This window comes from Mucilaginibacter gossypii, from assembly GCF_017569325.2.
In the GTDB taxonomy this organism is placed as follows: domain Bacteria; phylum Bacteroidota; class Bacteroidia; order Sphingobacteriales; family Sphingobacteriaceae; genus Mucilaginibacter; species Mucilaginibacter gossypii.
Window position 1 is genome coordinate 2,956,280 of the sequence record NZ_CP071878.2, and the last position, 19,391, is coordinate 2,975,670.

Here is a 19,391-nt window from a genome sequence, read left to right on the forward strand (position 1 = left end):
ATTGAAAAGAGGCGCGATGAGCGCCTCTTTTTGTTACATAATCTGCCGCGGGCTTTCACAAGCCCAGGGTTTAACATGGCTTCAGCTTTCAGCTGAACTAACTAAAACATATCCTCTGCTATAACACCATCAGGTACAACCTGCTCTACACTCCAGTGTTCTGCAATTTTATCATTAGCCACCCTGAATATCTCATAAAATACAAACGTTTTGCCGTCCCTGTTAAACTGTGATTGAACTGCAGCAAAATTACCTTCAGCTATAATCCTGTGAATCTTAACGGCCCGTTCCGGGCCCGCAAGATAGTCTGCCAGTCCAACACCCGACGTAATTACAGAGGCATCATGCTCGATGTAAGCGGTATCAATAAACCGATTAGCAGATTGCTTACCTATAATCACTTTGTAAAATTGCTCAACAATAAGTTTGCTATTTTCCGCAGACGCATTATGATCAATTTCAGTTGTGCCATTGGTGGCAGTTATGGTTTTCCCGCTTTCATCGGGGAGTGGCTGGATAGCATCCCAGTGCTCTGTTAACATACCGTCCTTTAACTTAAACAGGTCGATCACAGCCATCCGCCTCCCCAAAAATGAAATATCAAGATGAGTCACTACTAAGTCACCATCCTGTATCGCTCTTATTATTGGCGACTTTGCATCCTGCGGTGGTGGCGGTAAAGTTTTCAGGTAATTGACCATTTCTGTTATGCCTGCCCTCCCCTGCTTAACGGTAGGGTTATGTTGTTTATAATCTTCGGCTGTAAATTCGGGGATCAGCTCTGTTTTACGCTGCCCTACTATTTGTTTATAAAAGGACAATACTTTTTGTTTATTGGTTATGGTATCCATACAGGTTTGAGATTTTGCATCACGGGCAGCGCATATTAAAATACAGCATATGCCCAAAGTGAATACTTGAGTAATTTTCATTACCGGTTAAATAAAATTGATTGGAAATTTTGAAACAATACAAAACACTGCCGCGAATGCAGCGTGTCACCAAACCTTTATCAACAGGCCGGGCCCTTAGGCAACCCTTGTTTTATATGTGGAGATAGTAATTATGAAGTGAAGATAGGGAAAGTTTGAAGATTATAAAATAATGTCATTGCGAAGCGTGGCAATCGCATGCTATACTTCCGTGCGATTGCTTCGTTCCTCGCAATGGCATGTAGTTTGTTTTTATCAAAACACTTTGATCACCTGACCGGTAATAGCGCCAAGAACGCTTTTAACGTAAGCGTTGGCTACCTTATCCATAGCAACGGGCTCGTGGCCGGGGAAGTATTCAAAATAGCCGGGCGAATCCTCAACAACACCCGGACTTACGGCGTTGATCCGCACACCATTTTGTAATTCAATGGCCGCACTTATTACAAAGGAATTTAGCCCACCGTTAATAGTACCCAAATTCACGCCGTTTACAACCGGATCTTCCGATAGGATACCTGAGGTAAGCGTAAATGAGCCCTTAGGATTAATATGATGCTGGCCTATCAGTACAAGATTTATCTGCCCAAGTAGCTTGCTTTCAATCCCTTTTTTAAAATCGGCCGGCGTTGTACTTGCAAGCGGGCCAAAATGCCCCGATCCGGTAGTACTCACCAACGCATCAAACGGGCCAACTTTTTCATAAAATCTTTCAATCGATTCGGGTGAAGTAATATCCAATTGAAAATCACCACTTTTTGAGCCTGCAGTAATAATTTCGTTTTTGCCTTGCAATGCTTCGGTAACTTTTTTGCCAATAGTTCCCGAAGCACCAATGATAATTATCTTCATAGTATATGTTTTTTGTACAAGTTAATAACTGTTTGCTTAAATGCGCATCATCACAAAGTAAAACACACCCTGTCTGTCAAATACCTGTGTCAATGCTTGTTTTTATAAAAATAGATTTAGATTTGTTCCAATATCCGATTATATAAATGAGTAAAAATACCGAGCTTTCAACTGTTCCAAGTTTCATTCGCAATACTGTTGCCAGAATCCATCCTTTAGATCATACTTTCCTGCTTCATAAAATTAAAGATACCTGGGTAGAGATCAGCTACGGTGAAGCCTTAGAAAAAATAGACGCGATTTCGGCCTGGTTCCTGCATATTGGTATCAGAAAAGGCGACAGGCTCTCGCTCATCATTGAAAACGGGCCTAATTACGTTTATTATGATCAGGCCCTGCAACAGATTGGTGCCGTTAACACCTCTATATACCCCACCCTTACCGAAAACGAGATAGAATATATCCTGAATGACTCAGGGGCTCGTACTATCATCTGTGGCAACCCTTTCTTGTTCAGGAAAGTTTTAAAAGTGGCAAACAACTGTCCGGAATTAATCCGCCTGATCCCGGCATTTGATGATTTTGAAAAATTCAGCGATAAGGTAAGCTTAAATGCCGGCGTAATTGGTTTTGACCAGGTGATTGCCGAAGGCAGCAAATTGCTTGAGCAATACCGCCACGCTATTAATGCCGCACGTGAAGCTATCTTAACAACTGATACTTCATGCCTCATTTATACTTCGGGGACCACAGGGGTACCTAAAGGGGTTGTACTAACCCACCATAACCTTACCCAAAACGCGATCAATAGTTTAATTCAGATTCCGTTTGTTGAAAAAACCGACAGATTTTTATCATTCCTGCCGCTATCGCATGTATTTGAGCGCACCATTTATCATATAGCCATTTACCGGGGCTCGCAAATAGCCTTTGCCCAAAGCCTTGAGCTATTGGCAAAAAACATGGCCGAAGTTAAGCCTACTATACTTTGCTGCGTGCCGCGGTTACTGGAACGTATTCATGACAAAGCCATCAAAAGCGGCACATCGGCAGGCGGCCTCAAAACCAAAATCTTCCTTTGGGCATTTGAAATTGGTAAAAAAGTGCGCCTGGTTCAGGAATCCGGTAAATCGCCAAATGTTATTCTAAAAGCACAACACGGCATTGCTGAGAAACTTGTATTCAGCAAGATCAAGGAAAAAACCGGCGGACGGCTGAAATTCATGGTATCAGGAGGCGGAGCACTGCCTAAAAACATTGGTGAATTTTTTGGCGACCTGGGCATTGTAATTTTAGAAGGTTTTGGCTTAACCGAAACATCACCCGTAATGGCGGTTACAGAACGCCACAGGGTAATTTATGGCACCGTTGGCCGTATTATTCCCGGTATTGAAGTGGCTATCCAAAATGTGGATACCAAACATATTTACAGCATACAAACACACGATAACTTTAAAGAAGATACCCTTACCGAAGAAGGCGAGATCATTGTTCGCGGGCATTGCGTAATGAAAGGCTACTGGAACAAGCCCGAAGAAACCGCCACCGTTATTGATTCGCACGGCTGGTTCCATACCGGCGATATCGGCAGGTTTTTCCGCGGCAATCTTCAGATTACTGATCGTCTCAAAAATATGCTGGTGAACGCTTACGGTAAAAATATCTACCCTACTCCGGTAGAAAACACCTACCTCAAGAGCCCCAAAATTGAACAGGTATTTTTAGTGGGCGATAAACGCGAATACATTGCCGCCATCATTGTGCCGGCACGCGAGAGCCTGCAGGAAACTTTTAACCTCCAGGATGATTTCTTCGAACGCCCTGAAGTATTCATTGACGATAAAGAAATAGTTGACTGGATAGGCGCCGACATCAGGAAACACAGTAATGAACTGGCTAAGTTTGAGCGCATCAAATCATTTAAGATAAAACGCAATCCTTTCAGCATGGATGAGGGCGAGATTACACCTACCATGAAAGCCAAACGCAAGGTTATCGAAAAGAAATATGCCGCCGATATTGATGACCTGTATGTTGGGGAAACGGAGGAAGACTAAGAACCATGATTTTTGGGATTTAAGGATTTCTTGATAGATAAAGGCAGTCCATCAGGTAATCGTTAATCAGGCCAATCAAGGTTCAAATTTGTATCAGGAAATCCTTCAATCAAGTGCATCAAGGTTCTGTTTTTTTACTAACTTTGTTAGCATGAAGCGATCAGGAAGTGCTGACTTACCTTTACATTATGGCTATGTACCACAATGGCTTGCTGAGCGGATGGCTAAGCTTGGCCTTGCCGTGGTGGAAACCATTGTGATGGACTACGGGAAGGACGAAGTACTTCGCCGGCTAAGCGATCCTTTCTGGTTTCAGAGTTTGGGAGCTGTTATGGGGATGGACTGGCATTCATCAGGCATAACCACTTCTGTAATGGGAGCTTTGAAAAAGTCCATCAACCCGCACAGCCGCGAATTGGGCATCTATATCTGTGGCGGTAAAGGTAAACACTCTACTCAAACACCTGCCGAACTGGTTAAGGTTAGCCAAACCACCGGGCTTGATGCAAATTACCTGGTGAAATGCAGCAAGCTGAGCGCCAAAGTTGATAATACTGCCATACAGGATGGCTTCCAGCTTTACACGCATAATTTTATTTTAAGCAATACCGGCAAATGGGCCGTGGTGCAGCAAGGCATGAGCGATGTAAGCCGTACGGCCCGCAGATACCACTGGCATTCCGAACAGTTAAGCTCATTTGTTAACGCACCGCATACTTTTATCTATGGTAAGAACAGCGGCTATATCCTGAACATGACAGATAAGGAAGCGGATGGTTCGCGCAATGGCGTTATGCAGATTGCCGCCGAAAACCCCGGCATCATGATCAATGAGATCAGTAAACTGGTGATGCCCAGCCATCATGAAGTGCATGCCAAAGATGTCGACCTGAAACGCCTTGGTGCCGTACTATGGCTGGCTCATGAAAAACAACCCAAAGATTTTGAAGATCTGCTATTGCTGCAAGGCTTAGGGCCCCGCACGTTACAATCGCTGGCCCTGGTAAGTGAAGTGATCCATGGCACACCATCCCGGTTTAAAGACCCGGCGAGGTTTTCCTTTGCCCATGGCGGCAAAGATGGCGCCCCTTTCCCGGTGCCTACCAAAGTTTACGACGAAACCTTAAGCACCCTGCAAACCGCTATTCAAAAGGCAAAAATGGGCAACAGCGATAAAAATGAAGCTATCAAACGCCTTTCCCAAATAGCCGAAAGGGCCGAAAAAGATTTCACACCTAATGCCAACTTTGATAAAGTTATTGAAAAGGAACGCAACGACTCGTGGAAATATGGGGGCCGTACCGTTTTTGGCAAATCCAAACCACCTGTTGAGCAGCAATTAAAGTTATTTTAATGTAGTGCTAATCAGCTTTGCAGTATCTAAATGAGCCTGTAAACCAGGTAACATTTTATTTGCGAAATCGGCAAGGCTCGTATTTCTCCGGTCTTTTCCCGCCGTTTTGTATAAAGCTATTTGTTCAGTATGGTCGTTTATAACCACTTGGATGTAGGCCTTATCAAACGCGTCGGCACGTTTTGTATCCAAATCATTAATAATTTGTCGATGCATAGGGCTAATAACAACCGAATCGGCAATAAAATTATCGGTCCTTAGTTTTTTAAAATCATCTGCCAGCATGGTATGGTCATCAATCATGAGCTTGGCAAATTGAATCACGCGTTGATTTTTTGAATTGGCGATTGCCAAACCAGATGCTTTGACAGAGGCGAGGGTTGATTCTTCCCCGTTTTTAATAAACAATAAACCGTTGTCGTCAACCAGGGCCTTGTTATAATTATTGGCATGCCGGTTACTTTGACATGATTGCGCTATCACTAAAGCAAACAGGAATAATAAAAAGCTGGTTAATCGGCTCATGTTAATAGTTTAGTTTTTCAATATAACAAAAAAAAGTCGCTGTGGTTTTTTATCCTTATTCCACCTAAACTCAGCATCTAATCATCGTTTAAAACAGCTTGTTCACAGGTATTTGAAGTTAATATTTTACTGCCAATGGCTGCCTCAAAAAGAAACGGATTGTCAGTTTAAACATACACATGGGTTTTAAAAAAACACACTTGTATTTATAGTTAATCTTTTTTATATTTAAATTAATTCGCTTAACAGCTGAAGTTATAAAAATGTTAAAGTGCAACTATTTTAGTTCATAATTGTAACCAACTCAGCATTAGGAAATTGAATTTTACAGCCCTTAACAATCCTGACGAAACAGAAGCTACTTTGTAAATATTTAACTACAAACCAACAAGGGGCATCAATGTTGAGGCAATTTAAAATGAATAACTAAACAAAAACCTTTACACTATGGCCAGCTCCGAAAAAATCACTTGTTATTGCTTCAATAAAGATTGCGCTAACTCCATATATAACGATGCCACCTGCTTATCGATACAAGTACCGCTTGAGGTTGCGTTATCACGTACGTTGAATTGTATTGAATGCGGTACCGAACTTTTGTCCCCGTTACTTATCGAAATCAAAAAAGATATACTCAATCTTATTAAAGACGATCAGCACCGTTCGGTTGCTATCATTGATGATGACATTATTTTTCATGAAACGGTTAAAATCATATTGAAAGATAATTGGTTAAATGCAAGCTTTTATATGGATCCGGAACCTGTTTACCAAGCATTATATAACAACCGTAATAAACGTGCAGAAATACCCAACATTATTTTTCTTGACCTCGATATGCCGGGAATGGATGGGCGGGAATTTTTAAAATTATTCAATAACATTTACAGTTCATTAGTAAAACCTGTTTCGGTTTACATTATTTCAAACTCCGTTGATCCTGCCGATCAGAAACGAGCTAAAGCATATCCCTTTGTTAAAAGCTTTATTTCAAAACCATTAACAAGGCATTTTTTGGGTAAGATAAATGAAGAGCTTTCAAGGAACACTATTGTTATTGAAGCAAAACAGGCACCTAATTGGCAACAATAAATTGTTAATCAGGATATAAAAAGGGAACATTCAAGTTCCCTTTTGTGTTTGTGTAATTACATAAAAGCCAGGGCTAAGCTTTACCTTTGCAAATGGACTATTTTAAAAAACTGCTCAGTTTATTACAAACTGAGCAGAACGAAGACCGCCAGGCTTACCTCAAACTAACTGAAACATCTTCAACTGCCGAACGCCGGGCGGCAGGGCTTACATGGTACCCCATAGCCATAAAAGGCACCGAAATAGGCCGCGGCGATTACCTTACTGTTGAGGTGGAACGGCCTTCGCACCAGGACCTTAGTCACCAGTTCAGGTTCGGCGCTTCGGCAGCATTGTTCTCCAACCATGATCCTAAAACCGATCGTGTAAACGGCACAGTATCATACCAGGGCGGCAACCGGCTAAAATTAACTTTGAATACCGACGAGCTGCCCGACTGGACCAGGAGCGGCAAGCTTGGCATCGACCTGCTGTTTGATGATAATAGCTATGACGAGATGCAGAAGGCGCTCAAACTATCTGCCAAGCTTATTGATGATCATAAAGAAGGCCACCTCACCCGGGTGCTAACCGGCCAAAGTGTGCCTGCTTTTATCCCCGAAACAATTCATTACCCGCTTAATGGTTTAAACGCTTCACAACAGCAGGCTGTTCAAAAAATAATTGAAGCACAGGAGCTCGCCATAGTTCACGGCCCTCCGGGCACCGGTAAAACAACTACGCTTGTACAGGCTATCAAGGCACTTATCAGGCAAAACAAACAACAGATCCTTGTTGTAGCGCCAAGTAATACAGCGGTTGATTTGCTAAGCGAAAAGCTGAGCAATGAAGGTCTGAACGTACTGCGTATAGGTAACCCGGCAAGAGTATCCGAAAGGCTGATGGCCTTAACCTTAGATAGCAGGATAAGTGCCCATAGCGATATGAAGGAGATTAAAAAACTTAAAAAGCAGGCTTCAGAGTATAAGAATATGGCGCACAAATACAAGCGTAATTTTGGCAAAGCCGAACGCGACCAGCGCAAGGCGCTTTTTGAAGCAGCGCACCAGCTTATTAAAGAAGTTGATAAAACCGAACAATTTATTACCGAGGACCTGCTTGCTAAAGCACAGATAATTACAGCAACCCTTGTAGGCGCCAACCATTATACCATCCGCAATTTAAAATTCCATACGGTAGTTATTGACGAAGCCGGTCAGGCGCTTGAACCCGCCTGTTGGATCCCGATATCGAAGGCGCAAAAAGTGATCTTTGCCGGTGACCATTTGCAGCTCCCTCCTACCATCAAATCGCAACAGGCAGGTAAGGATGGCCTTAGCACTACCCTGCTTGAGAAATGTGTTGCCCTCCACCCCGGAGCGGTGATATTGCTCGAAGAACAGTATCGTATGAATGAAGCAATCATGGGTTTTTCATCAAAAGAGTTTTATGGCAACAGGTTAAAGGCACACCCCACCGTTGCCCACCAGCTGTTATTTCCGAGCGATTTGCCCCTAAGCTTCGTTGATACCGCAGGCTGTGGTTACGACGAGAAACAGGAAGGCACCAGCACCGCAAATCCCGAAGAGGCCGCATTTCTGTTCAAACACCTGCATAAGCTGGTTAGCGAACTCACGGGATCTTATTCAACAGAAAACTTCCCAACTATAGCAGTTATTTCCCCATACAAGGAGCAGATCAGGATTTTAAACCAATTGTTACTGGATTCACCGGAGTTGCTGATTTATGCTGATAAAATTGCCGTGAACACGATTGATAGTTTCCAGGGGCAGGAACGCGACGTGGTTTACATCAGCCTCACACGCAGCAATATCAACGGAGAGATAGGCTTCCTGAACGATATCCGCCGCATGAACGTGGCCATGACCCGCGCCCGCAAAAAACTGGTAATAATCGGCGATAGTTCAACGCTTGCGTATGCTCCTTTTTATGGAGATATGATCAGTTATGCGGAACAGCTAAACGGCTATCAAAGCGCATGGGATTACGCAGGCTACGATTAAACGTCAATTGTTTGTTACATAAGCCTTAGCCCCATTCCAGCATAGGATAATGGTTAAATTTATCCTTTCATTATTATCCACGCCTGTATGAATTTTAAAGCACACTATTTAACAAAACTCATCACGCTCGCAAGCTTTTTTATCTTTTTAGGGCAAACAAACAAAGTATCGGCCCAGGTCACTACCGATGATCCGCATCTGGGCATTATCCCTGCCCCTGCTTCCATTACCAAAAATAGCGGCACGTTTACATTTAGCCAGCTTATAGCAATCAAGGCCGATAATCCGAAAGATAAAGCTGTTTTATGGCTAAAAAGCTATCTGCAGGATACCCGGCACCTGAATATTAAAGTAGCTAAATACAATTCAAAGCTTAAAGCCGCAAAAAGCAGGGGGCTAATCTTAACTGCAAAGGGAGCCAATAAATTGCCCGTGGAAGGTTATAAACTAACTATCACACCACGTAATATCATCATAGTTGGTAAGGATGCAGGCCTGTTTTACGGTATCCAAACCCTGTTGCAACTTTTTCCGGTTGAAAACGCTGCCGTTTACAAATTACCTTGCACGATAATTGAAGATTCGCCCCGCTTTGGATACCGGGGAATGATGCTGGATGTATCGCGTCATTTCTTCACCATTCCGCAGGTAAAAAAGGTGATCGAACTTATCGCTTCTTACAAACTCAATACCTTTCACTGGCATTTGGTTGATGGCCAGGGATGGCGTATCGAAATCAAAAAATATCCTAAACTTACGCAGGTGGGTGCATTCCGTCAGCAAACCATGTTTGGCAGCAACCGCGACTGGCCCGATTCGCTTAGCTACGGCGGATTCTATACGCAGGAACAGATCAGGGACGTGGTAAAATTCGCTGCAGACAGGTATATCAATGTCATCCCGGAAATTGAAATGCCTGCACATTCAGAAGCTGCCTTACGTGCCTATCCCGAGTTTAAATGCGATACCGTTGCTGGCCAGAAAGCCCCGCGCGATATTAACAATCTATACTGCCCTACCGAGCAAACTTTTACCTTTTTACAGGATGTACTTACCGAAGTGATGGCTTTATTCCCAAGCAAATACATCCACATTGGTGGCGACGAAGCCGGCAAAGAACCATGGAAACAATCGGCATTTTGCCAGGCTTTGATGAAGGAAAAAGGCCTGAAAGATGAAAAAGAACTGCAAAGTTATTTTATCCAAAGGATAGAGAAATTCATCAATTCCAAAGGCCGCAGTATTATAGGTTGGGATGAGATATTAGAAGGCGGTCTTGCCCCTAACGCCACCGTGATGAGCTGGCAAGGTGAAGAAGGAGGCATTAACGCTGCCCGTCAAAAACATAACGTGATCATGACACCGCAAACCACCGGTAATTACTTTGATCATTATCAAAGCAGTTCGCCGCAGGAGCCGGTATCATTTGGCCGTTACGCTACTTTAGAGGAAACTTATAATTATGATCCTGTTTCAAAGCAGCTTACTCCCGACGAACAGAAATATGTAATAGGCACCCAGGGCAACCTGTGGACAGAGTATGTGCCTACTGTAGCCAAGCTTCAATACCAGATCTTGCCAAGGGTATTCGCCCTTTCAGAAGTAGCCTGGAGCAAGCCGGAGAACAAGGACTATATAAACTTTTCAGAAGTACGCCTCGCCAAACATTTCGCAAGGCTTGATGCCATCAATTATAACTACCGTGTTCCTACTGCGCTGACAACAATTGATACCATGGTAGTAGGCCCGCACTTTGTTTACACGCTAAAATCGGTGGTACCCGGCGCTAAGATCTATTATACATTAAACGGCCGTGACCCATTGGATACCGATCTGCAGTATGACGGGCCCATCACGTTCTCCATCCCGCAAAACGAAAAACGGGAATTGAGGACAAGGGTAATTACGCCTTCAGGTCGCCGCAGCATAGCCACACGCACTTTAATGTATAATAAAACACTGATGCCTGCTGTAAATTACACAGTCAATATGCCAGGGCTTAAATATAAGTGGGCAAAAAACATGTTCACTTCGCCCGATCAGCTTAATTACGTTACCGCACAGGATTCATCAGCAACCAATAAACTGGATGCCGAGCTTTTGAAAAAAGACAACCCGAATTTTGGTGTAGTTTATGACGGTTACGTGAATATATTGGCCGATGGTACTTATAACTTTACCCTTGCAAGTTATGCCGCCAGTCAATTATTTATTGATGGCGTACAACTAACAGAAACCGAATATGCGCTGCCACTGGCGAAAGGTTTTCATCAATTAAAGGTAAAGTATATATACAACGCACCGCCTCCCCCAACCGGCAGGTACAGGCAACGTGCAGCACCACTTAAAGTATATGTTACCGCACCCGGAAGTTTTGAAAAGAAGGAGCTTAACGCAGCCGATCTTTATTATTGATACATGGAATTAGGTATTAGCACCTTTGGTGAGATCCACCCCGACGGGAAAAGCGGCAACGCTGTAAACGCCCATAAGCGGGTTCAGGAATTATTGGAAGAAGTAAAGCTGGCCGATGAGGTTGGCTTGGATGTTTATGCCTTCGGCGAACACCACCGGCCCGATTTTGTGATCTCGGCACCGGAAATATTGATATCTGCAGCAGCGGCTATTACCAAAACTATTCGTTTATCAAGTTCAGTTACTGTATTGAGTTCAGTCGACCCTGTGCGCACATTTCAAAACTTCGCTACTGCCGACCTGGTATCTGGCGGTCGCGTGGAGATGATAGCCGGTCGGGGCTCCTTTATTGAATCTTTCCCGCTTTTTGGTTTCGACCTGGATGATTACGATGCATTATTTACCGAGAAGCTCGAAATGTTTTTGCAGATCAACAAGCAGGAAATTGTTTCGTGGCAGGGTAATTTCCGGGCACCAATCCGGAACCAGGGCGTATATCCTCGTCCGCTGCAACAGGAAATTTCGGTTTGGATTGGCGTTGGAGGCACCCCTGCCTCAGCTAAACGGGCAGGAACGCTTAACCTCCCTATGATCATCGCTATTTTGGGCAGCGCACCAAAACATTTTGTACCCTTTGTTGAGCTTTATCGCGAGTCGGCAGCCAAAGCCGGGCACGACGTAAGCAAGCTCCAATTGGCCATCAGTTCGCAATTTTATATTGCCGGAACCTCACAACAAGCAGCCGACGAGTTTTATCCAAGCTACGAAGCCCTCATGACCCGCGTTGGCAAAGACAGGGGCTGGTCGCCGATGACAAGGGAACAATTTGAGTACCTGCGCGATTTTGGGCCATTGGTAGTAGGCGATCCGCAACAAGCCATCGACAAGATCATGCAGCAATACGAGCTTTTTGGTAACACCCGTTTCGTAGCCCAGTTAGTTACGGGCTTTACCAAGCACAAGGATATTTTAAAAGCAATTGAACTTTACGGTACCAGGGTTGCGCCTGTTGTACGTAAAGAAACCGAGGCAAAAGCTTAAGCTTTTGCCTTGGTTAAAAATTCTTCAATAATAGCGACGGCGGGGTAATCTCCATGTCCGCGAAGATCCTCAATCTCACCTATATAATCGCCGTGGCCTGCAGGCAAAATACAAAGCTGCGCATCGGGAAGCATGCGGTATAGCTCAAGCGTATGCTCAGGCCTTATCACGTCCTTATCCCCGGCTATAACCAACGCGGGCATAGTGATAGAACGGATAGCATCATCGCTCCAATCCTGGAAAGCCTGCATCCGGTGAAGGTCACGCTTATGCATTACTTCTAAAGCGGCCTGGTCATTGTTTATGGCAAGGAATGCGTCTTGCAAAGGTTTGGGCATACTGTCAAGGGTAGCGTTCTTCATAAAATCCCAAAACCAGTCATCAAAACCACTGCGTTTATAGAACGAAGAAGCAATCACTATTTTATGAACCAGTTGTGGATGCCTGATGGCTACCTGCATGGCGGTGTTACCTCCGTTGCTAAAACCCATAATATCGGCCTGTTTTATGTCCAAATGCTTAAGCAAAGCGGCTACGTCATCTGCATCTTGTTCAAATGAGGTAGGTACACCTCTATCGGGCGTACGGCCATGCGCCTGCAGATCAACCCCTATAACCTGGTGATTTTGTGCAAATGCAGATAATACCCTGCCAAAAGTAACGCCGATATCTGAACCGCCGCCATGGATCAATACCAGCGGGAAACCCTCGCCGTGAATTTCATAATACATTTTAAGGCCGTTAACAACGGCATAGTTACCCGCAATATTTGTTTGTGCCATATCCATAGGTTTTTATTTCAATACAAACTTAGCAGTATGAAGATAAGGCACCGGGTAGTAAATATGACAATTTGAGGTATAAAAAATGACAGCTCCGAATTATTGCTGGACAGCCATAGCGGTAACGGCCTGCAAATACCAGGCGGCATGAGGCAACCATTGTTCTGTCCATCGCCATTCGTTGCCGTTGTCTTTTATTTTAAAATCGATACCGCTGCCGTCGGAATTTTCCTTTTTACCGGTAATTCCGTTAGAAATCCCACCCTTGCCCGATCCATGGCCGAAATTTGAACTCATATAAGGCACATTGTTTTTACCATACTGATACATAAAGCACATTTGGTAAGGGTTACAACCCAGTATCCAGGCTATCTGGTGCGATGCATACTCTGCCAGTTCTCTTTTTATGCCCCAGCCACCTTTTTCGGGATATACTAACCGCCCTCCTACCAATGCCGCAGCAGCCAGCGAACCCAGGCGGGCATTTTCTCCCTGCCACCACCAGCCGGTTTCATTTTCATGCGGGATAAAAAAGCCATCTTTTACCGCACCTCTAAACTTAAAAGATTGGCGGGCATAGCCAAACGGATTATCCACATTAGCGGTTACCTTCAGGTTATAATCCAGTGCTTTTTTTATGGTTGATAATGCATCGGAACGTTTATCAGCTTCTTGCTCCTTATCCAGGTACCTGCATAAAGCAATAACGGGTAAGCCGGCATCAGCTGCGTGCCAGAAAGGCCTGTCGCCGTCATCAGCAATAAAATACCCTGCGGGGCTCATTCGCTTGTTCAAACTTAGTGCACGTTTTCGGGCTTCATCACGATAAAGGGAACTATCGGTAGCAATCCACAATTCGGTAGCAGCCATCAGGGCACAATAATCATCAATAATATTTTCCTTGCCGTCGTCATCATATCTGGTATTGTTTGCCAGCAAGTGCGCGAAAGCCCGTTTGGCAGCTGCAAGATATTCTGCCGACTTAAAGTCACCGTCTTTTTTCAGTTGCGAGATTCGCGCCAACGATGCAATGGCCATTCCCCCTCCTTCCCGAAAAGCAGCCTGGTACTCATCTGTAGTAACGCTGTTTGCTTTTAGCCCTACAACACGCCTGGCTTTAGGGTCTTTATTAAAATAGCTGAATACGATCATGTAAAAATAATCGTCTTTTGACAGGGCGCGCATCATGTAATCAGCACCCCAGAGTGCTTCGTTCACCATACCGTCATATACGTTTAGCTTATTTAACAAACCCGGCGCGGTTTGCACCGTATTGATCATTGACCAGGTTACCAACGGTATTTGCTGGGGCGACATAAAATTAGCATAAGCTAAGTGCGAAAAGTATTTGCTTACATCGCCCGACGCATCGCACCAGCCGCCGCGCAGGTCGACTGTTTTATCGCTGCCATAAAGTTGAACGGCTGCGTCGGCCTGCCGCTCCGTTGGTGTGTTAGCCCGCTGCTTATTATAATAACTCAATACCGATGGGATGGTAGTTACTGCCAATGCGTTTTCCTTAATCTGAAACCAATCAGATTGAGAACGAAAATCTTTGGCACCAATGTAAACCCTGTATTTCCCCTCCGCTGTAAATTCTGAAAAATCGGCCTGGTAAAAATATCCGTCCTTGTCCCATTCCTCAACCTTTAACGGACCATTTAACGGAGCGATATACACAGCATTACCATTTGAGTTTTGTAACGCGAAAAGTATACCCGGCACAAGTTTGGTGTCGCAACGCACAACAACAGTTTTTGCTCCCCGGGCATCATACCCCACCTGGTTCATGTAAAAAACAGGATCCGCGTTGCACAGACAGCAAAACAGCGAAAAAAAGGCTGACAGGATAATTTGGCGGACAAATGAATTCATGTAAATGCAGTTTAATGATCAATGCAATTTACAGTATTTATAAACCGACAGTTAGTAACCCTGGCCTAAAAAGCGGCAACCATCCCCCTAATTTACCACTACAATTTATCCAACAACTCTTTATAATTTAATTGGGGCATTAAAACAAACTATAACATGCTGCCTGTTTACCCATTTTATTTAGGTAACTTTGAAACTTATAAAAATTGGCCGTTACATTAAGCTGATTTATTGAAAACTATTAATGCCGGGAGGTGTAACAATCTCTTTAACCCGATAACCGAAGCCCTTGTATAAATACTTTACGAGGGCTTTCGCTTTTACAAACACTATTATGGACGAAAGAAATTATTTAAGCACGTGGCAAAAGTACATGCCTGTAATACGCCTGCACTTGAAAAGAAGTCTGCAGGACGAGCAGCAGTTTAAGTTAAATATAACTGATTTTGAAGCGGCCGGCAGCAGGGGAAAATCCGGTTATACCTTTAATATCAATATCGAAAACGGCAAGGTCACCAACAACATCAGCGGATCGGCAGTGGCGCGCGATTTGTACGAACTCCTTAAAGCCGATGAAGCTGTTAAAGCGATTTTAAAGGACAAAAATGTAAAGATAAGCGTTGGCAAATCGTTTGTCCTTAGTATTAAAACTACGCACTTATCTTCATACAGATAATAACATCCGGAAGTAATTTCAAAAGGGAAATAACCTATTAGAGGTTATTTCCTTTTTTTATGAGATGATTTTTTGCTTTTACCTGAAGAAGAAGATTTTTTTGAAGATGATGACTTCTTAGAGGAAGAATGCTTTGATGAAGAAGAATGTTTTGACGAATGAGAGGTTCTTTTTGAAGACTTTCCATGTCTTCTCCTTGGGCGGTAACCTTCATCTTCTATATTCTGATCTGCCGGTCTCTCCATTTTCCTGATCTTCGGACCAAAATCAATAGCCTCATCATGGAAAAACTTATCAAAAGGATTAAAATAATAGATATTAGCTGCATCGTAGATTTTGATACTTGCTTTTAAACGGTTATTGAAAGCTTCTTCGTCCTTGAGCTCAGGGGCTGTCCATCCAGCTTCGGCCAAACCGGCTATACGCGGAAACAGCATAAAATCAAGGCGCTTTTCAGAGCCGATCATTTCAGTCCAGATATTGGCTTGTACACCAATGATTTGTTTTGATTGCAGGTCTTCGTTATTCTGCATCTGCCTTTCAGGGAAACCATAAACACTGCCCACAGTATTATACACACCTTTCCACCTGCGGCCCGAGATATGGTCAGCATCCTGCACAAAATCAAAATACATAGGCAGGCGCGGACAAAGCACTACCTGGTACCCTTTTTGAACGGCTAAATGCAGCTGGCCCGGTAAATTTTGCCTCCACCAAAAGATAATAGTTTTATCAGCCGGCAGGTTTGTTCCGGTTGCTTCATCCCAGGCCAATACTTTATTACCTGCGTTTATGGCAGTGTCGGCTACGCGCTTAAAGAAATAACGCTCCAGCTCGCCTACATCAGCAAAATTATTTTTCTGCATAAACCCGGCTATTGAAGGGTTAAGCGACCAGGCCTTAACACCCAAAGCCACTTCATCGCCTCCCAAATGGATCATTTTAGAAGGAAAAAGCGTGCTGGTTTCCTTAATGATGTTACCAAGAAACTGGTAGGTGCTATCGATTGCAGGATTAAAAGTAAAATTAGGATAGCCTTCAACACTGCCGCCGCTAAACTGCTGATACGCTTTGTTGGCTGCGGTAGCATGGCCGGGCATATCAATTTCGGGGATCACGGTTATAAACCTTTCCGCGGCATAAGCAATGATCTCTTTGATCTGGGTTTGGGTATAATATTGAGGATCGGCTATTGAATCACTGTAATTACCGATTCCGCCAATAAGTGTCAGCTTAGGATATTTCTTTATCTCCAAACGCCAGCCCTGGGCATCTGTTAAATGCCAGTGAAACTTATTCAGCTTATAGTAAGCCATCCAGTCAAGGATTTGCTTAACTTTTTCCATCCCGAAAAAATGACGGGATTCGTCAAGCATTAGCCCCCGCCATTGATAGCGCGGCGTATCGGTAATGGTTAAAGACGCTAAGCTGATGGTTTCGCCCCGGGGCTGATCTTTGATCATTTGCAGCAAGGAAATCATCCCATAAAACACCCCGTCACGGTTTGACGAAGAAATGGTAATTTCATTGGCAACAATTTTTAAGGAATATGCCCCCGAGGCGGGATCGCCATTGGTTAACAACAAATGAATAACACTGCCTGCATCTTTATTATCAACGGCAAGCGTAAAACCTGCCGACTGGCTTACCTGTTTTTGGAAGTAACGGGCTATTGGCAACAACGAAGCATCATTCACACCAACGGTACTGTGATTACTAAATGTAAACTGCCCTGTACCATTAACAACAGACTTGGGCTGCGGGATTATATTGACATTTTGCGCCCGTACGTATCCGGAAAACAAAATAAATACAAGTACGATCTTAAATTTCATTTAAAAACAACTCAAATAGTTTGGGGCTGCTATGATATGAATTTTCTTTGAAAAACCCGGTAATTTGTTTGTAACAAAGTGTTTAACTGCTGCAACCGGGCAGGTTTTTATCCGTGAGGTCATGAAATCACCTGTTAATGCGTTCCGGGAGTTGTATAAAATGCTTCACAATTTTTGAGATACGATTGTGGAGTTAGCTATAACAACATGTAAAGCGTTACTAAAATTACCACAGCGCGAAGAACAATCGCAAAACGAGCGTTCCGAATAAATTGCAAATTACTAAATTACAGCAATTTACACCAGCACAAGTATTGCATCCTATGAACCAGGCTCGCATCAAAGGAGCGGGAAGGAATATTTCTGGCCTGTTATTCCGCAACAGATATTTCGTTATCGCTTCGGTAGTAATTGTTGTTTTAGCAGCTTCAGTTTATTTACTTTTTTCATCCCCTAAATACAAAGTGAGCATAGAGTTGGCTGCTTCCGGCGATTGGGAACTATTAACGACAGCAATTAACGAGTTGCGCTCTGAAACCACGATAAAAAAAGCGGTCAATGCATTGGGGCTCCAGGTAAGTTATTATCATAAGGGAACTTTTACAACAAAAGAGATTTACGGCAATTCATTACCCATTAAGCTTATACCTGGAAAGGGCAACTTCTATATTTCTCCTGTTGAGATCACCATCAATTTAATTAATGGCGGCGTTTGCAGGATTGATCAGGATAATGTACTCACAGATGTACCTTTATACCACCCGGTTAAGTACGGATCTCTAAGTTACACCATAATAAAAGGGCCAGCTTTTAAATCAATACAGCTACCGCTGATAGTAAAACTCAATCCCTCTGCCGATTTAACTGAACAATTTAGCAAAAGTATGCGTGCAAAAATTTTGAACGATAGCAGTTTTGAATTGAGCATAAACACGGATAATGCTCAAAAGGGGCATGATTTTTTGAATAAACTTGTAGAAATTATTAATGCCCAATATGCCAAACCAGTTTCACCCACTAAACCGGCTGTTATTGATACCACGTTACTTCTTAAATTAAACGATAGCATAGCTTATTATAAAGCGGTGGCAGATAAGTATCACGAGCAGCAAGCCATACTGAACAACATTAAAAAGCCCAGACAAATGCCGAAGCGGAGAGCTGTTCCGGTACTGGTGACGGCGAAAACGGCACTGACGGAAAAAGAAAGAGCCGGCCTAAATGCACTTACTGCTGTAAAAGCATACGCCTTGAAACCTAATGACGCTTTTGTTATCATACCGGATAATCATCAGGTTAGCGATTACCGTATCGAAGCACTCATACAAGATTTTAATAAAGCGCAACTCAATAAACAGCGGGTAATGCAGGATTCGGACAATGCTGATGCAAGCGTTTACGCTTTCAAACTCGAACTTAATTCAATAAAAGAAGCACTTGTTAACAGCATAACGGTAAAAGAACAGAAAATCAGAAATGCTCATCAAATTAAATATGTCCGCCAACTTAAGTACATTGATCAACCAAAAGATGTTGAGCAACCTCAAGATAGTGTGCAACCAAAAGATGTGGATCAACCAAAAGATTCAAAATCAATAGCATCATTTTTATCGCTGCAATTGAATGATTCTATCGCCCAAATAAACACTATAATTGAAAGTAAGCAACAACAGTATAACAGGCTGTTACATGGCTCAGGCGGGCAAGACCCCGGGCCAAGGCTCATTATAAATGAAACGTGGCACACGCGGGAATCAATGCTCTCCAAATCATTATTAGTATATTTTTTTGCATTACTGACGGGTTTGCTGCTGCCCGTTTTATTGCTGATTATAAATGAATATATAACATCAGTCAAAAAAAGGGAGGCGCAATAAAATGCAGGGAAAGACAAACCCCTAACATGCAAAACGGCCGATCAGGATTTCTGATCAGCCGTTTTCCGTTTTCCT

Annotated in this window: 14 protein-coding genes; 8 read left to right on the forward strand and 6 right to left on the reverse strand. The window is 43.4% G+C overall.

The genetic code is table 11. The annotated features are described in order from the left end of the window. Nucleotides 1-101 precede the first annotated feature (101 nt). Entirely contained in the window at nt 102-932 is an 831-nt protein-coding gene (locus J3L18_RS12405; protein WP_129568764.1) for a nuclear transport factor 2 family protein, read from the reverse strand. A gap of 255 nt (nt 933-1,187) precedes the next feature. Then, nucleotides 1,188-1,784, reverse strand: a complete 597-nt coding sequence (locus J3L18_RS12410) for a short chain dehydrogenase (protein WP_129568765.1) — start codon at nt 1,782-1,784, stop codon at nt 1,188-1,190. Nucleotides 1,785-1,930: 146 nt separating this feature from the next. Here J3L18_RS12410 and J3L18_RS12415 point away from each other — a divergent pair, with 146 nt between their 5' ends. Continuing rightward, nucleotides 1,931-3,841, forward strand: coding sequence for an AMP-dependent synthetase/ligase (locus tag J3L18_RS12415; protein WP_129568766.1), 1,911 nt, complete (start codon nt 1,931-1,933; stop codon nt 3,839-3,841). A 151-nt stretch (nt 3,842-3,992) separates the two neighbouring features. Continuing rightward, a complete protein-coding gene (locus J3L18_RS12420) occupies nt 3,993-5,195 on the forward strand; it encodes a DUF763 domain-containing protein (protein ID WP_129568767.1) in 1,203 nt (400 codons plus the stop codon). On the opposite strand, the gene J3L18_RS12425 is transcribed toward J3L18_RS12420, so the two are convergent. Further along, nucleotides 5,187-5,720, reverse strand: a complete 534-nt coding sequence (locus J3L18_RS12425) for a DUF4142 domain-containing protein (RefSeq protein WP_129568768.1) — start codon at nt 5,718-5,720, stop codon at nt 5,187-5,189. The two genes, J3L18_RS12420 and J3L18_RS12425, sit on opposite strands and share 9 nt — an antisense overlap. A 447-nt stretch (nt 5,721-6,167) precedes the next feature. Here J3L18_RS12425 and J3L18_RS12430 point away from each other — a divergent pair, with 447 nt between their 5' ends. The 4 genes from J3L18_RS12430 to J3L18_RS12445 all read left to right on the forward strand — a co-directional run bounded on the left by J3L18_RS12430 (nt 6,168) and on the right by J3L18_RS12445 (nt 12,271). Continuing rightward, nucleotides 6,168-6,812, forward strand: a complete 645-nt coding sequence (locus J3L18_RS12430) for a response regulator (protein ID WP_129568769.1) — start codon at nt 6,168-6,170, stop codon at nt 6,810-6,812. 92 nt (nt 6,813-6,904) lie between these two features. Then, nucleotides 6,905-8,815 (forward strand): AAA domain-containing protein, encoded by a 1,911-nt coding sequence (locus tag J3L18_RS12435; RefSeq protein WP_129568770.1) that lies wholly within the window; start codon nt 6,905-6,907, stop codon nt 8,813-8,815. An 87-nt stretch (nt 8,816-8,902) separates the two neighbouring features. Continuing rightward, nucleotides 8,903-11,230: a family 20 glycosylhydrolase gene (locus tag J3L18_RS12440; RefSeq protein WP_189549143.1), complete on the forward strand. Its 2,328-nt coding sequence runs from the start codon at nt 8,903-8,905 to the stop codon at nt 11,228-11,230. 3 nt (nt 11,231-11,233) lie between these two features. Next, nucleotides 11,234-12,271, forward strand: coding sequence for an LLM class flavin-dependent oxidoreductase (locus tag J3L18_RS12445; protein ID WP_129568771.1), 1,038 nt, complete (start codon nt 11,234-11,236; stop codon nt 12,269-12,271). Here J3L18_RS12445 and J3L18_RS12450 read toward each other — a convergent pair. Together J3L18_RS12450 and J3L18_RS12455 are read right to left on the reverse strand one after the other, a co-directional pair. Further along, nucleotides 12,268-13,053, reverse strand: coding sequence for an alpha/beta fold hydrolase (locus J3L18_RS12450; protein ID WP_223266133.1), 786 nt, complete (start codon nt 13,051-13,053; stop codon nt 12,268-12,270). The genes J3L18_RS12445 and J3L18_RS12450 overlap by 4 nt on opposite strands. 99 nt (nt 13,054-13,152) lie before the next feature. Further along, a complete protein-coding gene (locus J3L18_RS12455; protein ID WP_129568773.1) occupies nt 13,153-14,928 on the reverse strand; it encodes a glycoside hydrolase family 9 protein in 1,776 nt (591 codons plus the stop codon). Between the two features lie 334 nt (nt 14,929-15,262). Between J3L18_RS12455 and J3L18_RS12460 the strand changes: the two genes are divergently transcribed. Continuing rightward, nucleotides 15,263-15,604: a hypothetical protein gene (locus tag J3L18_RS12460; RefSeq protein WP_091168082.1), complete on the forward strand. Its 342-nt coding sequence runs from the start codon at nt 15,263-15,265 to the stop codon at nt 15,602-15,604. Between the two features lie 44 nt (nt 15,605-15,648). Here the strand turns inward: J3L18_RS12460 and J3L18_RS12465 are convergent, their stop codons facing one another. Continuing rightward, nucleotides 15,649-17,439, reverse strand: a complete 1,791-nt coding sequence (locus J3L18_RS12465) for a beta-N-acetylhexosaminidase (protein WP_129568774.1) — start codon at nt 17,437-17,439, stop codon at nt 15,649-15,651. A gap of 323 nt (nt 17,440-17,762) precedes the next feature. On the opposite strand from J3L18_RS12465, the gene J3L18_RS12470 reads away from it, so the two are divergent. Continuing rightward, the gene (locus J3L18_RS12470; protein ID WP_129568775.1) at nt 17,763-19,316 is read left to right on the forward strand and encodes a hypothetical protein; all 1,554 of its coding nucleotides are present in this window, start codon (nt 17,763-17,765) and stop codon (nt 19,314-19,316) included. Nucleotides 19,317-19,391: the final 75 nt, after the last annotated feature.